Raw genomic sequence first — 15,217 nt, 5'->3', positions numbered from 1 at the left:
CAGGAGGTTGGTGGAAAAATTTGCGCCGGTACAGTTATTTAATCGACATTATCGGAATAAATCAAAATGCATTTATGAAGCGTGTGTTTTTGGGAGAGTTTGAGGAGGTAGTTTTGCTGACAGTCGCAGTACTTGGCGAGAACGCCTATGCGGTTACCGTGACGCAGGAGCTTGAACGTAAAACGGGTCGACTGGTCGGATTCAGTTCCGTGCATACAACCTTGCAGCGAATGGAGCAAAAGGGTTACCTGACTTCTGTCATGGGCGGGGCCACGGCTGAGCGCGGCGGACGGCGCAAGCGCTTTTTTGTCGTTACGGCACTCGGGCAAAAAGTGCTGTTGGAAGTGAAACAGGTTCGCGACGATTTGTGGAATGCACTTCCGCAATCCGGATTCCAATTAACAAAAGGGTAAATGAAAAAGATAACACCCCCGCAATGGGCCAGCAAGCTCCTGGCCCGCTTCGCTGATCCGAACACATCGGAGGAACTACAAGGTGATTTACTAGAAATGTATGCGCATTGGGTGCGAACCGTGGGTGCAGCCCGCGCCCGGCAACGCTACATTCTGAATGTATTTAAGCTACTGCGGCCTTTCGCCAGGGACAAAAAGTCGCAGCAATATCCAAGAACCTATTTAGCCAGTCCAGCCATGATCCAGAACTACTTCAAAGTCGCATTAAGAAACCTCACTAAAAACAAGGGGTATTCTTTTATCAACATCGGCGGGCTTGCTGCCGGAATGGCCGTCGCCATGCTGATTGGACTCTGGATCCACGATGAATTTTCATTTAACAAGTACCACCGGAATTACGATAAGATAGCCAAGGTCATGCAGACCGTGGTGGCTGACGGTACTAAATACCACGGCGAATACATGCCTGCTCCACTCGGGAATGAGCTTCGTACGCACTATGGGTCCGATTTCAAATACATTGTCATGTCCTCTTTTTCCGGGGAGCACATCGTCGCGAACGGTGAAAGGAAATTTACCAGAAAAGGTACCTACATGAGCGAAGAAGCGCCTGAGCTATTCTCACTGAAAATGCTCGCCGGAACGCGGGCAGGTTTGCAAGAACCGTACTCGATCATGTTGTCGGAAAGTGTTGCGAAGGTTCTTTTCGGGAGCGTAAATCCGGTCGGTAAAATCGTCAGGCTCGACAATGCGATGAACCTGAAAGTCACGGGTGTTTATGAAGATCTTCCCTATAACACAGAGTTTCGCGACCTGACCTTCATTGCTCCCTGGGACTTGTACGTGGCGACGCAAAGCTGGGTGAAGTCGGCACTGGACAATGTGGAATGGGACAATAATTCGTGGCAGATATTGGCGCAGCTCAGCCCCAAATCAACTGTTGATAATGTATCTAAAAAGATCAGGCATATTAAGCTCAAACACTCACCGCAGACAGCTTACCTGAAACCGGAGCTGTTCCTGCATCCGATGGCAAGATGGCACCTTTATTCAGGATGGGATGCATCGGGCAATATCAATGCACGCATTCAATATGTCTGGTTATTTGCCATTATCGGGGCATTTGTATTGCTGCTGGCTTCCATCAATTTTATGAATTTGAGTACAGCCAGGTCGGAAAAGCGGGCGAAGGAAGTGGGTATCCGAAAGGCGATCGGTTCGCTGCGCGGCCAGCTTATCGGTCAGTTTTTGAGCGAGTCTTTGCTGGTGGTCGCTTGTGCATTTGTGCTTGCTATCGCCCTCGTTGTCTTGCTGCTCCCTGCATTTAATGTACTGTCCGACAAAAAGATCGTTTTCTTATGGACAAATCCATTGTTCTGGTTTGCCGGTGTCGCCTTTTGTGTTATCACAGGTGTAATCTCCGGAAGTTACCCGGCGCTTTACCTTTCTTCTTTTCAGCCTGTCAAAGTATTGAAAGGAACCTTTTCGCTTGGTCGTTTTGCCGCTGTTCCGCGTAAGGTGCTTGTCGTTCTGCAATTCACGGTATCAGTAACCCTGATTATCGGAACGATCATTGTTTACCGGCAAATACAGCATGCTAAGAACCGTCCGATCGGCTATGACCGCAATGGGCTGATCACTGTCAATATCAACACACCAGAACTTTACAATCAATACAATGTATTAAGAGGGAGTTTGCTGGAAACGGGCGCAGCTGTGGAAATGTCCACATCATCTACGCCACCAACACAAAACAGCTCTAATAATGGTGGGTTTGAATGGGAGGGTAAAGACCCGAATTTCAAGGACAATTTCTGCACGATCGGGGTGACGCACGACTTTGGTAAGACGGTCGGCTGGCAGTTTGTCGGAGGAAGGGATTTTTCAAGATCATTTTCAACGGATTCGACGGGAATGGTAATGAATGAAGCCGCATTGAAATATATGGGCTATAAGAAGCCTGCGGATATGGTCGGAAAGTACATAAAATGGAATGGAGTCACGTATACCATCGTCGGCGTGATTAAAGATATGCTGATGGATTCTCCTTTCGAGCCAGTCAGGCCAGCGCTTTTCATGGTCAATTATGGCTGGGCAAATGTGATTAACATCAAGCTGAATCCGACAATGTCAGCACGTGAGTCGCTGGACAAAATTGAAAGTGTTTTCAGGAAACTGAGTCCGGGAAGTCCGTTCGATTTCAAGTTTGCAGACCAGCAATTCGCAGCGAAGTTTTCCGCGGAAGAACGCATTGCCAAACTGGCATCTGTATTTGCCGGACTGGCGATACTGATCAGTTGCCTTGGATTATTTGGACTCGCCTCCTTTACTGCCGAGCAGCGTACCAAGGAAATTGGCATCCGGAAAGTATTAGGGGCGACTGTACCGAATCTTTGGGCTCTTTTATCAAAGGATTTCGTGTTGCTGGTGATTGTCTCCTGCCTGATCTCGATTCCGCTTGCCTGGTATTTTCTGAACAACTGGCTGCTTTCTTATCAGTACCGGACGGAAATCTCCTGGTGGATTTTTGCAGTTTCTACATTAGGCGCATTGGTGATTACGCTGCTTACCGTGAGCTACCAGGCAATCCGCGCCGCACTGTCAGATCCGGTCAAATCTCTAAAAACCGAATAGCAGGTCAACTTTGGCATAGTTTTACTTAGCTGACGGATCGGTTGTTCCAATCTGTATTTTCAGCTATTGACCTATGTTATTTTCAAAGAGTTTACGATTATATGTGCTGGTATCCTGCTGTTTTATTCCTGCTGCGCTCAGTATCGCGCAGGAAGCAGGACAAGAGCAATTTGAGAAAAAGATTATCGCCAAAGGCACTTCCGATCCCTGGGAGATTGTTTTTGGTCCCGACCAGCATCTTTGGGTAACCGAATCCAAAGAGTACCGCTTGCTCCGGATTGATCCGGCGAGCGGGAACAAGGAGGTACTTATTAACCTCAGCACCGCGAAGACTTTCCCCAACTACGATAAGGTGAACGATTCCATCGACGGCGGAAAACCGCTGCCGCAGGGTGGCTTAATGGGAATGGCGCTGCACCCGATGCTGCTGAAAGGAAAACCATTCGTTTACCTCGCGTTTGTTTATGATTTTGAGGGTAAAGACCGGCCCGGGGACGGACAGGATCCCAAAGACCACGGTTATCATTACAAGACCAAAATCGTCAGATGCACCTACGACCCGCAGGGGCAGAAGCTACAAAATCCTGAAACAATTTGCGATGTCATTCCCGGCAGTAATGATCACAATGGCGGCCGGCTGCTGATCTCGGCTGTGAATGGAAAAGAGTATCTTTTCTATTCTGTGGGAGATATGGGGGCTGGACAGTTTAAAAATGCAGAGCGCGCCAATCACGCACAGGAGCAGGATATTTACGAAGGTAAAATGCTGCGCTTTAACACAGAACCTGACCAGGATAGTGAAAAGGATGAAGCCTGGATCCCCAACGACAATCCATTCAACCGCAAGAGCAAACAAAATGCGGTTTGGTCACTTGGCCACCGCAATCCACAAGGTTTGGCTACGATGGAGATCAATGGCCAGCCTGTGATTTACTCTTCAGAGCACGGGCCGTTTTCCGATGATGAGATCAATATCATCAAAGGCGGCAAAAACTATGGTCATCCGCTTATCATCGGTTTGCCAGATGGAAATTACAACGGACTTTCTGCCGGCGTGACCGACAAAGACAAGCTGCCTGGCAAATGGAACACCACCTATCCATACATCGAAAACGAGCAGGCAAATGCCGCGAAGCTGAAAAACTTTGAGCCGCCGATCAAAAGTTTTTACGCAACAGATAACAAGCAGCTTCTTGCATTCGCCGACACGATCCGGGCGGGAAAGAAGAGCCCGGAATGGCCTGCACTCGCACCTTCGGGGATTGCGGCGTACACTTCGGACGCCATTCCGGGATGGAAGAATTCACTCCTGATTACTTCGCTTAAAAAAGGTAAAATCGTGCGTTTGAAACTGAATGCAGCAGGTACCGTAGTGGAGGAAGAAAAAGATTATTTTATGAATAAGGTACGGTACCGCGATGTGGCAGTATCTGCCGACGGAACGAAAATCTACGTGGTGACGGACAAATCTCAGGTGACATCAGGTCCTTCCGGCGAGAACCCCGAAGAGTCGGCGGAGCAGGGCGCTATTCTTGAATTTACTTACAAACACTAGCAGCGTGAATCCGGCTGGGTACTAGTTTGGATTGTTACTAAGAGGTTTGCTAGTGGTCTGACGATGAGATAGCATTGTGCGCCAGCATCAGACACAGCTAAACGCGAAAGCTGTTCGCGCTATTAAATATGCCCGCCCGGACACCTGCAATGCAGAATGGCCGGGCGGTTGCATTTAAAGTCGAGCTTCCCGTGAGATTCAATGTGCAGGAGTATAGTTGCTGCGTAGCTGTGCGTTTCAGCTTTCCTTGCTAAGCTTGAAAAGTACCTTGCTGATCAGGTCGCGGATCTTGTTTTTCAATGCAAGATGCAGCGCAAGGAGCAGGATTACAAAGCCAAGCAAAATCAAATAACCCAAGTAATCACTATCCAGCCAGCGGTTCAGCAGCTGGCCCACTACCAGCAGGATCGTGATCGTGATACAAAGACCGATCACTGCGGCAAGCAGGTAGTACACAGCCGGGGATGCCATGTTTGAAACGCGGCCATAAACTTCGGCCCGTATTGCGTTCAGCTTTTCATCGATAAAGTTCGAAACCGTGTCAAAAAGCTTGTTTTTGGCGGCAACCGGGTCCAGGTGAATGCCTGAACTTTCTTTTTGTGCTACTCCCGACTCAACCGGTTGGCCGGGTACAGGCTGCTGGATCTCCTGTCGCACCAGCAGCACGGCATGTTCGTTCGGCCGGATTTCGTGACCGTCGGACCTAGCAAAAACCTTTGTGAACTCAGCGCCAAAGTAGAGGATAATCGAAGAATAATAGATCCAGGATAGCAGAATAACAATGGATGCAGATGCGCCGTAAGTCGCGCCCAGATCTGAGCTGCCCAGGTAAAAACTGATCCCGAACTTACCGATTGCAAAAAGTACGGATGTAAATGCGGCGCCGATCAGGCACTCTTTCCAACGCACGTGCCCGTCAGGTAAAACTTTGAACACAACCGAGAAAAGCGCCGTAATGATCATCAGCACCAACCCTACGTTCAGGATTGAAAAAAACACAACGGAAACGTCTGAAAAGTAGCGTTCCAGTCGTGCGCTCAACAAATCTACCGCGGTGTTTACACCGAGGGTTACGACCAGCAGAAAGCCGAGGGTTACAATCAGCGAGAATGATAAAAGCCTGTTTTTCAAATATTGCAGCCAGCCTTTCTTCGGCTTGGACTTGATCGCCCAGATGTAATTGATGGAATCCTGTATTTCAGCGAATACCCCGGTCGCACCTATCAACAGGGTTACACCACCGATGATCGCCGCTGTGGTTGACTTGTCAGTGATCGCGGCATTTTTGATCAGTTGCTGGATCTGAACGGCGGCTTCTTTCCCCAACAAACCTTGAATTTGTCCATAAAGCTCACCTTCAAAAGCCTCCCTGCCAAAGAAGAAGCTGACAATGGAGATGATCAGCAACAACATCGGCGCCAGCGAAAAGACAGTGTAATAAGATAACGCGGCGCTCAGTTTGAGTACATTATCATTCGAAAACTCTGAAAAGGTCTCTTTCAGGAGCGAAATGGTATACTTGACTTTCTTCATTTGAAACGATTTAAACACAACATACCGAACCAACAGACTTACACTTCCACGATTTTCGCCGGTTGTATAATTTGGATTGCGTATGTCTATGCAAAGACCTTACCAGCCCGGAATGGACTGGTGAAGTCTTCGTGTTGCGTAAGGTAGCGAGGTGCAGAGTAGGGGAGAAGAATATCAGATACCTGTTGAATCAAAAGGTAAACCCAACCGCTATTTTCGACCCAAGGTACGGTCGGTGACCGCCTGGAATGCGGTGGGTTGTTTGAAAGGGTTTTACGTAGAAAACGGAAGCATCGAAATAAATCCTTTTGAACAGGCGCTGCTGATAGCCCAAGGCAAGCCCGGCGCTCAGGTCATGGCTTGTAAATTGGCTTTGCGAGGCAAACGTATTGCTGGATTTTGCATTGAAGATTTCGTATCCACCTTTTAATGCGGTGTAAAGACCAGAAAGGTTGTTACCTGCTTTTCCTTTTCTCATCATCATTCTTTGCAGGAAATAATAACGCACTTCAAGACTGGTGCTGATAACTGAGTGGCGTTCCTGATGGATGTTGGGTGATCGCAAATTGAAGAAGTACGCATTGAGGTTGCCTTGTACCGAAAGCGGCGCAATACCGATCCTTCTTTCATAAGCGATGCCGCCGCGGAGGGATTGCTGTAACCAGCCGACAGACAAGTTGGGCATTTCGACTTTCCACTGGTCTTGTACGGATTCGTCGCACAGTATCACGTCGCAGATCGGACCCGCGGAGGTTCTTTTCCAATCACCTAATGCAATGCCGATGTTAGCCTGAGTACCTAATACAAAGTTTCTGACATCAAACTGATTTTGATATTCATAGGACGTGAACTGGACATGAGACTTTTGAAAGAGCCCGAGGGCAAAGTCTATGTACCCGTTGTTGAAAAAACGGCTTTGAAATCCATACAGTAACCCCAGTCTGCTTACACTTTGGCTGTTTGGAGAGGTTTTGTAAATGGATTGTTCATAGCTGAACCCAAAGTAAGTCCCGCTGAAATTGTTTGCATGAAGCCCGTTTGCAATCCTTTTGTTCATGTTGTGAAACCAGCGGGCTTTTACATTTCCGTAGATGTTTACATTGTTTTGATTTAAATGCACGAGCCTTTCAGCAAGACTTGCATTTTCGTAACTCAGCTGGGAATAAACAGATGCTTCGAGCGACAAAGAGGGAAGCAGCTTGTATTCATACCCGATGTTGATCCCGGTACCCTGTATATCCGAACTCACAGCAGCAGCTTTCAACATGTGCCGTGTTGGTACTTTGGTCATGAAAACGTTTTGATAGCGGTCAATGAAAAGCTGCTTTCGCAATGTATCGGCTTCCTGATAGATTTCTGTACGGATATTATCCTGGCCATTTACCGAAAGGTGTGCAAACAAAAACGCCAGGAAGGCAAGTGACTTTCTCATTGTTTCGGATTGAAAGATTGAATGGTTGTGGTCCGGTGTAGGGAGTGATCACACATCCAAATCAAAGAGGCGATAAAATATCGGAAAGGTTGTACTTCAAATTCGCGGGTTCAAATAATTTTGAATAATCAACAGCCAGTCCATTCCTATGAGCAGAAATCAGGAGTACATCGAGATCCGCGGTGCGCGTGAGAACAATCTGAAAAATGTATCGCTGCGTGTTCCCAAACGGAAGATCACCATTTTTACAGGCGTGTCGGGTTCAGGCAAATCCTCCATTGTTTTTGATACGATCGCCACGGAGGCCCAGCGCCAGCTGAATGAGAATTTCAGCATGTTTATCCGGAATTTCCTTCCGAAGTGTGCGCAGCCCCATGCCGATGCAATTGAAAACCTGAGTATGGCAATTGTCGTGGACCAGCGCAGGCTGGGAGGTAATTCGCATTCAACAATGGGTACTATCACCGATATCTCTCCCGTTTTGCGCCTGCTGTTTTCCAGGATCGGCGAACCCCATATTGGCAACTCCAATGCATTCTCTTTCAACGACCCGCAGGGAATGTGCCCGGAGTGTAATGGTTTGGGAAAAAAGATGGGCGTGGTGGCTGACTCCTTCCTGGACATGAATAAGTCGCTGAATGAAGGTGCAGTGCAGGTGCCTGTTTTTGCTACCTGGGAAAAAAGCAGCTATGCAAGCTCCGGCTTTTTCGATAATGACAAGAAGCTCTCCGATTTCACAAAGGAGGAAATGGATCTGCTGCTTTATGGGAAAAACATGAAGTACAAGTTGCAGGTGGGCGGCAGCACGATGAATGCCACTTACATGGGGGTTATTGAGAAATTTGAGAAATCATATATCAAAAGGGATATTAAAACCCTGTCGGAACGCACGCAGAAGATGGTGGCGCCCTACATTGCGCTCGGCCCGTGCCCGGCCTGTAAAGGCGCGCGTCTCAGCCAGGCGGCGCTAAGCTGCCGAATTGCAGGGAAGAATATTGCGGAAATGTCGTCCATGGAAGTTTCTGAGCTTCTGGAATTGATCCGTTCCATCAATGATCCGCTTGCCGCCTCTATGGTCGCCACATTGACGGAGCGGCTGGGGCACTTGGTCGATATTGGTCTCGAATACCTGAGCCTCGACCGGGAAACAACCACACTCTCCGGCGGCGAATCGCAGCGTGTCAAGATGGTGAAGCACCTGAGCAGCAGCCTCATTGATGTGATGTACATCTTCGACGAGCCGAGCGTGGGCCTGCATCCGCGCGACGTACACAGGCTTACCGAGCTCCTCGGCAAGCTCCGTGATAAGGGGAATACGGTGATCGTTGTAGAGCACGATCCAGACGTGATCAAAGTTGCAGATCATATTGTAGACGTGGGCCCGCGCGCGGGTACTGCCGGAGGTGAGATTGTTTTTGAAGGAACTTTCAGCGAGCTCACCCAGGCAGATACGCTCACAGGCCGCCACATCAAACAATCTTTGCCATTAAAACAAAATACCCGCAAACCCTCGGGCCAGCTGCCGATTATTAATGCCAATGTAAATAACCTGCACCACGTGAATGTCAATATTCCGGTGGGTGTGCTGACTGTGGTCACGGGGGTAGCCGGGTCGGGCAAGAGTTCGCTTATCAACCATGTTTTTTTAAAACAACATCCCAAGGCAATCGTGATCGATCAGTCGGCGGTAGGTACTTCCACACGGTCGAATCCTGCCACTTACACCGGCGTAATGGACGATGTCAGAAAAGCATTCGCGAAAGCAAATGGGGTGAGTGCGTCGCTGTTTAGCTTCAACTCACAGGGCGCCTGCGAAAATTGCCAGGGACTAGGGGTGATCTACACTGATCTGGCCTTTCTCGACGGTATCAAGACCCCTTGCGAGATCTGCGAAGGAAAACGCTTCAAAGAAGAAGTACTCGCTTATAAGCTCAACGGGAAATCGATTTCAGATGTACTGGAATTGACCGTTCAGCAGTCTCTGGATTATTTTGAACAGAAAGAGATCCTGAATAAACTGCACGCAATGCGCGATGTAGGGCTTGGATATCTCACTCTGGGACAGCCGCTGAGTACATTGTCCGGCGGTGAATGCCAGCGGATCAAGCTTGCCAGTGAGCTTCACAAGAGCAGCGGCGTATATGTGCTCGACGAACCGACCACCGGCTTGCATATGTCGGACATCACGCATTTGCTCTCGATCATGAATAGATTGGTCGATGGCGGGAATACGATGGTAGTAATTGAACATAACCTCGATGTAATCAAAAATGCAGACTGGATCATCGACTTGGGACCTGACGGCGGTACGAAAGGAGGGAAAGTGGTGTTTGAAGGTACCCCGCTGCAACTGCTGAATGCAGAGGGATCCATTACAAGCAAGTACCTCAAAGCGGCGGTGCCTGTAAGCTGATCAAACAAAACGGGCCGCTGTAACCACAGCAGCCCGTTAATCTAAATGTAAACTGGTCGCGCAAACCATGCTAGTTCGATTGTTCGTGCTCGAACTGCATTACCCACATACAGTTTCCGGGCCAGTAAGCGCCTATTGCCTCGTGGCTGACGAGCTCATCGTCAACTACTTCGTAGCCGGTAATGCAGCCGCCGGAACTTTCAAGGTCTGCTTTTGCGCGGTTATATAGTTTGATCCAGGTATCTGGTGAAATAAGCTCCTGAGAGACGTGGAAAAGCTTCCGCCAGGACTCGTCAGAATTGGCACCGTACCTTTGTAGAAGATAATGTTTGAAGCTTTCATTACTCAGTGTAATTACTGGCTTCCTGTCGGTTTCAAGTTTCATAGCATACTAGAATTAGTTTTACAAAACAGAATATTAGTAACCGAACTATTACTAAAAACATACCAGAAGGAGTCTTGTGAAAACGAGCGCGAAAAATTTAATAAATGGACCCGCTACCTGGAACCGGAATATTCCTGCTTTTTGGCCCTCAGAAAAGCGTAGTTGCGGTGTGTGGAAAGTGACTTGTCCAGCAGTTCTAGCAAGCCCAGGTTTTTGAAGGCATACCAGTTGATTTTCAGGAGGTAAAGACTTACATAAGACTGTGGATGGCTGCGAATAAACGCAGCAGTTTCCGCAAGTAATTCCGCTCTTTCGATACGTTGTTTTTCAAGCCAGTACTGTACACTATCCGGCTGATTTTTCTTCCGTGCACGGGCTTCTTCCAAAACCCATTGATTGGCCCGCAGATCAGAAGGTTTTTGGATGCTGTCGTTAAAAAGCTGCCACTCCCGGTTGCTGCGTGAGTTGGTAACCGGGGACCTCGAAACATTGCCGGTATCCAGCCGAATGACCGTACCCGGTTCGAAGAAGAAGGTGAGCGCGCCTTTCAGCTGTGAGACTTGCAGCTGGTACAAGTCGGGCAGGAGACTTTTGTCCATTTTCAGGTGCGTCGTGTCGAACCCAAGCTGAATGGAATGCACGATGGCTGCAAATCCTTTCTCACGCGTCAGCAGGATAGCACGGCGGTCATTTAAAATGCGGGGGGAGACGATACTGATCTTTACACTCTGGGAAAAGCAAGCAATCTGAGCGGCGAGAATGAAGAGAAAAGACAGTAAAGTTTTGTGCATGGATGTGGACTGACGTTCGTCCTCAATTTAACGAAAAAAAGTTGGGCGCAGTTTGTCACCACGCCCAACTTTCATACATGCTTCAATCAACTATTTGATAAGCGCCTTAATGACCACGGGCTGGTGATCAGAAGGGTAACGTTGTTCTTTGGCATCTGTCAGAACGCCGTATTTCAGTACATCCACATTCTTGCTTACAAAAATATAGTCAATGCGATTTTCCATTTTGGCGTCGAACTTGAAGCTGTTGAAGGTGCCTTCAGGTCCGTAAGGAGGCTGTTTGGTTACCTCATGTGCATCGCCCAGAATTCCCTGAATTGCTTTGATCTGCTCTGTGTCAGGTGTTGAGTTAAAATCGCCTGTCAGGATCACGGTCGATTTGCCTGCAATTTCATTGATTTTTTTCACCATCAATTGGCCCGACTGTTTCCGCGCTTCCACGCCCTGGTGATCAAAATGCACATTGAAAAAGAAGAACTCCTTTTTCGTTTCGAGATCCTGGAACTTGCCCCAGGAGCAAATCCGGTTGCAGCAGGTAGCGTCCCAGCCTTTCCCAGGTTTGTCCGGTGTTTCACTCAACCAGAAATCACCTGATTTTAAAAGTTTAAAACGGTCTTTTTTGTAAAAAATAGCTGAATGCTCTCCGCCTTCCTTCCCATCATCGCGGCCTTTTCCATAGAATGCAAATTCAGGAAGTTCAGCTACGTCTTTCAACTGCCCGATCAACGCTTCCTGCACACCAAAAATGTCGAATTCATGAAAGCGGATCAGGGCTTTTACATTTTCTTTTCTATTAGGCCAGGCATTGACGCCATCGTTGGCCGTGTTGTACCGGAGATTGTAGCTCGCAATGTTGATGGTGCCTTTTTGGGCAAAGGTGACATTTGATAAAGCGAAGAACAATAATAAAGGAAAGATTAGTCGTTTCATGATGTGGATTTTATAATGACTATATACTATGCATTTTGAGCTCACCTTTGTCACCCTGAGCTCAGGGTGACAAAGCTTTAGCGAGGCGACAAAGGTGTTAACTTTTCCCTTTTCTCGCAATTAAAAACTTTCCTACAACCTCACCATCGTCACGGATCATTTTCAAATCCAACTGCTTTTTCGTGGCGTGCAGCTTGATCAATGTCCGCTTCCCTTCCAATGGGCCGCCGCCAATTACGATCGGGAAATTGTGGTCGGCGTCTGGTTCGTGCGTCATGTACCGGTGCGTGTGACCGGATATCTGTAAATCAATTTTGGCTTTGTTCAGCACCGGACCGAAAAGATGGCGGCAATGCAGTGTACCATGCCACTCACCGGAATGGTAAGGCGAAATGTGGATCAGTACTACCCTGAAATCGGCCTTTTTGAACTCCGTAGATTCCACTTCTTTTTCGAGCCATTTCTTCTGCGTTTCGCGGTAGCGGTCAAATGCGATCAGCCCGCCGTAATCCACCGCATCGTCAGCCTTATCTTCACCTGAATCCAGTACCACAAACCGCACCGGCCCGCGCGTGAATGCATAATAGTATTTGTTTTCAGGATAAGCATAATAGTCAGGAATGTGACGCGAGAAGCTGCCGCGGCATTCGTGGTTACCCTGCGTCAGAATGAATGGAAGTTCAGTCGCGAAAATGTCCACGCAAGGTTTAATGAGGTGGTCGATCATTTGCTGTTCTTCACTCACCCAGTCAAAGCAATCACCGTTGAAAACCACAAAATCATAGTCGCGCGTGTTGCCGGTGTACCCGTGGCGGTACAGCAGCTGCGGGATAATCTGCGGCCTGTCGTGAATGTCGTTAAAAATGACCATTTTGAATTCTTCTTCATTTTCGGCCGGTGTTTTGAAGCTCAAAAGCGCACTAGAAATCGTCTCCCCAAATTCAACCCTTGAACCTTTATAGCCTGCTATTTCAGTCGAAACAATCTTGTACTTGTGGTCAGTACCGGGTTTCAGGTTTCTGAGCGTGATCTTGTTAATGCGGTTATTGGCTTCGATCAAACCATTTGTGTAACCAAATTCACGCATGCTGGTGTAAGTGCCCGCGCCGTACTCCACCCAGCTGAAACAGTTCTTGTGCGTGATCCACATGATTGTTACTTCATCGGTACCCATATTTTGGAGGTACGGACCTGCTACGAAATGTTTTTTTTCCTCAGCTGCCTGATTGTTATCCAATGCAGCCGCGGCTTGTGACGCACTGAGCGGAAGTAAGCTCAATGCGCCGATCTGAGACATTTTTTCAAGAAAAGACCTTCTGTCTGAAAGCATAATAGATAAGGATTTAGGAATAGTCGGTTTCGTACTTTACTCCCAGTTCGGGTTTTGCGTCAGGTTGGTATTCAGCAGCCGCTCCTGTTTCGGGATCGGGTAGAGGTAATCCCTGTTCTCGTCGAACTTCTTGTTGATATGTCCGTTCACAACGATGTTACCACCTTTATTTCCGTTTTCGAGCAGGATTTCGCTGCCCAGTTTCAGCAGTTGTGCGCCGGGAACAGTCGGTTTTGTGCCTTCATAAATCACAAGATCCACTTTCCCGTTTTTATCCAGATCGTAGTTACCCGGACCAGGGAAATACATTCCTTTGAATTGTTTGGTCAAAAGCTGTCCCTCTTTCCAGCGGATGATATCATCCCACCTAAGGAAATTTTCCATCACCAGTTCCACTCTTCTCTCGCGGCGTATTTCCAGGATCACGCCCGCATTCTTCCCGCTCAACTTGGTATACATCTGCGCCTGATAAGGATCAGGTTTTGCATTTGCATTGACCATATTAATGTTCGGCATTCCTACACGTTCGCGGATGAGTTTGGTTGAAATCTCCAAATCCTCCTGCGTCAGCGTACCTTTCTCTGCTTTCGCTTCGGCATAGTTCAGCAGCACTTCGGCGTACCTGAAAATAGGCATATCCGTAATATCCTTGTTGAAAGTATCCCATTTGGGTTCCGAAACGAATTTGATCAATTGATAACCCGTAACCGTCGCGCCGAATTCGGGAACAAGCTGGGTAGTTTCGCCAATGCGCGTGTAGCCCGGCGTGCGGATCGTCTGTGAAAGTCGCGGGTCGCGATTTTGTGTTTCCTCAAAAAACTGCATCGTTTCGTAACCTTTGATATCGGTAAACCGCGATCCGTCTTTCATCAGGTAACTGTTGACCAGCTTTTTCTCCAAACCCGGCTTACCATAGGAAGCTGTCATTGTGTAATAATTCAGGTTGTGGTAAACCTGCAACTCGTCGCTGAAATCGCGGGCGAGTATAATCTCGTCTGCAATTGCATTGTCGGCAGAAAACAGTTTCAGGTAAGCTGTTTCGGGAGTTGCCTTGTAGATGGAATAGCCGCTGTTGGTCATCAGGTCCTGTGAAGCTGCGATACTTGCGTCCAGGAATTTTTCTGCATCCGGCAGGTTGAACTCAGTATGATACTTTCTGAAAGTACCTTCATAAAGCCCAACGCGCGATTTCAATGCAAGTACTGTCCATTTGGTGATCGTATTTACCTGGCGGGTAGTAGTGGCGCCAAGTGCAAGTGTCGCATATTCCAGGTCGGCCATCACTGAGTCCATAACCAATGTTCGCGGATCGCGTGCTTTGGTCAGCATTTCCTGATCTTCCACCTCAATTGTGCTGGAATACCAGGGTACATCGCCAAACCTTTTTACCATATTGAAATAGAAATAGGCCCGGAAGAAACGTGCGATTCCGTTGTATTTGATCACTGCATTCTTGTCCTGACATTTACCCGAATTCGCCAGGAAGTAATTGATATTTCTTAAATTAGTCCAGGTCCACCCGCCGCCGTTCGTTGGCACAATGCGCGTTCCCTGCAACTCGTCTCGCAGGTTGTTTTTTACCACATTATCCACATCCTCATTATACACATCTTCTGCGCCCGGGAGCATATTGTAAAATGAGTTGGTGTAAAGCAAAAGATCGTTCTCGGTTTTAAAGAAAGTTTCGGGAGAAATAGCATCCATAGGGAGCTCGTTCAGGTCACACGAAGCCAGCCCGATACTGAGGACTATAATGGCGATTAACTTTTTCATATCAGTATTTTAAATTTTTTGAGACCGG

11 protein-coding genes are annotated in these 15,217 nt (G+C 47.9%); 4 read left to right on the top strand and 7 right to left on the bottom strand.

Translation table 11 applies throughout. From position 1 onward, the window contains the following. Positions 1 to 74: 74 nt before the first annotated feature. From Q369_RS0118515 to Q369_RS0118505, 3 genes are all read left to right on the top strand, one after another. Positions 75 to 413, top strand: a complete 339-nt coding sequence (locus Q369_RS0118515; RefSeq protein WP_031529272.1) for a PadR family transcriptional regulator — start codon at positions 75 to 77, stop codon at positions 411 to 413. Then, positions 414 to 3,047, top strand: coding sequence for an ABC transporter permease (locus Q369_RS0118510; protein ID WP_169739262.1), 2,634 nt, complete (start codon positions 414 to 416; stop codon positions 3,045 to 3,047). It abuts the gene before it with no gap. A 73-nt stretch (positions 3,048 to 3,120) separates the two neighbouring features. Continuing rightward, positions 3,121 to 4,602 (top strand): PQQ-dependent sugar dehydrogenase, encoded by a 1,482-nt coding sequence (locus Q369_RS0118505; RefSeq protein WP_084165784.1) that lies wholly within the window; start codon positions 3,121 to 3,123, stop codon positions 4,600 to 4,602. Between the two features lie 237 nt (positions 4,603 to 4,839). Here the strand turns inward: Q369_RS0118505 and Q369_RS0118500 are convergent, their stop codons facing one another. Then, the gene (locus Q369_RS0118500) at positions 4,840 to 6,135 is read right to left on the bottom strand and encodes a YihY/virulence factor BrkB family protein (protein ID WP_031529269.1); all 1,296 of its coding nucleotides are present in this window, start codon (positions 6,133 to 6,135) and stop codon (positions 4,840 to 4,842) included. A gap of 190 nt (positions 6,136 to 6,325) precedes the next feature. Then, on the bottom strand, positions 6,326 to 7,567 hold the full coding sequence (locus Q369_RS0118495; protein WP_031529268.1) for a DUF3575 domain-containing protein: 1,242 nt from the start codon (positions 7,565 to 7,567) through the stop codon (positions 6,326 to 6,328). A 148-nt stretch (positions 7,568 to 7,715) separates the two neighbouring features. On the opposite strand from Q369_RS0118495, the gene Q369_RS0118490 reads away from it, so the two are divergent. Continuing rightward, entirely contained in the window at positions 7,716 to 9,980 is a 2,265-nt protein-coding gene (locus tag Q369_RS0118490; RefSeq protein ID WP_031529267.1) for an ATP-binding cassette domain-containing protein, read from the top strand. Between the two features lie 70 nt (positions 9,981 to 10,050). Here Q369_RS0118490 and Q369_RS0118485 read toward each other — a convergent pair whose 3' ends face one another. The 5 genes from Q369_RS0118485 to Q369_RS0118465 all read right to left on the bottom strand — a co-directional run bounded on the left by Q369_RS0118485 (position 10,051) and on the right by Q369_RS0118465 (position 15,189). Then, positions 10,051 to 10,365: a hypothetical protein gene (locus Q369_RS0118485; RefSeq protein ID WP_031529266.1), complete on the bottom strand. Its 315-nt coding sequence runs from the start codon at positions 10,363 to 10,365 to the stop codon at positions 10,051 to 10,053. 113 nt (positions 10,366 to 10,478) lie between these two features. Next, the gene (locus Q369_RS0118480) at positions 10,479 to 11,156 is read right to left on the bottom strand and encodes a hypothetical protein (RefSeq protein ID WP_031529265.1); all 678 of its coding nucleotides are present in this window, start codon (positions 11,154 to 11,156) and stop codon (positions 10,479 to 10,481) included. A 90-nt stretch (positions 11,157 to 11,246) separates the two neighbouring features. Further along, entirely contained in the window at positions 11,247 to 12,086 is an 840-nt protein-coding gene (locus Q369_RS0118475; RefSeq protein ID WP_031529264.1) for an endonuclease/exonuclease/phosphatase family protein, read from the bottom strand. Positions 12,087 to 12,183: 97 nt separating this feature from the next. Further along, complete coding sequence (locus tag Q369_RS0118470; protein WP_031529263.1) at positions 12,184 to 13,416, bottom strand: purple acid phosphatase family protein; 1,233 nt, start codon at positions 13,414 to 13,416, stop codon at positions 12,184 to 12,186. A gap of 36 nt (positions 13,417 to 13,452) precedes the next feature. Continuing rightward, positions 13,453 to 15,189 (bottom strand): RagB/SusD family nutrient uptake outer membrane protein, encoded by a 1,737-nt coding sequence (locus Q369_RS0118465; RefSeq protein ID WP_031529262.1) that lies wholly within the window; start codon positions 15,187 to 15,189, stop codon positions 13,453 to 13,455. Between the last annotated feature and the right edge of the window lie 28 nt (positions 15,190 to 15,217).

Origin of the sequence: Dyadobacter crusticola DSM 16708 (assembly GCF_000701505.1) — a bacterium.
Taxonomy (GTDB): domain Bacteria; phylum Bacteroidota; class Bacteroidia; order Cytophagales; family Spirosomataceae; genus Dyadobacter; species Dyadobacter crusticola.
Note: the sequence above shows the minus strand (reverse complement) of the source record. Positions and strands in the feature narration are given on the sequence as shown.

Bases quoted from the DNA above. Each gene is read 5' to 3' on its own strand.
- Q369_RS0118515 (WP_031529272.1), top strand. From the start codon at position 75: ATGAAGCGTGTGTTTTTGGGAGAGTTTGAGGAGGTAGTTTTGCTGACA.
- Q369_RS0118510 (WP_169739262.1), top strand. From the start codon at position 414: ATGAAAAAGATAACACCCCCGCAATGGGCCAGCAAGCTCCTGGCCCGC.
- Q369_RS0118505 (WP_084165784.1), top strand. From the start codon at position 3,121: ATGTTATTTTCAAAGAGTTTACGATTATATGTGCTGGTATCCTGCTGT.
- Q369_RS0118500 (WP_031529269.1), bottom strand. From the start codon at position 6,135: ATGAAGAAAGTCAAGTATACCATTTCGCTCCTGAAAGAGACCTTTTCA.
- Q369_RS0118495 (WP_031529268.1), bottom strand. From the start codon at position 7,567: ATGAGAAAGTCACTTGCCTTCCTGGCGTTTTTGTTTGCACACCTTTCG.
- Q369_RS0118490 (WP_031529267.1), top strand. From the start codon at position 7,716: ATGAGCAGAAATCAGGAGTACATCGAGATCCGCGGTGCGCGTGAGAAC.
- Q369_RS0118485 (WP_031529266.1), bottom strand. From the start codon at position 10,365: ATGAAACTTGAAACCGACAGGAAGCCAGTAATTACACTGAGTAATGAA.
- Q369_RS0118480 (WP_031529265.1), bottom strand. From the start codon at position 11,156: ATGCACAAAACTTTACTGTCTTTTCTCTTCATTCTCGCCGCTCAGATT.
- Q369_RS0118475 (WP_031529264.1), bottom strand. From the start codon at position 12,086: ATGAAACGACTAATCTTTCCTTTATTATTGTTCTTCGCTTTATCAAAT.
- Q369_RS0118470 (WP_031529263.1), bottom strand. From the start codon at position 13,416: ATGCTTTCAGACAGAAGGTCTTTTCTTGAAAAAATGTCTCAGATCGGC.
- Q369_RS0118465 (WP_031529262.1), bottom strand. From the start codon at position 15,189: ATGAAAAAGTTAATCGCCATTATAGTCCTCAGTATCGGGCTGGCTTCG.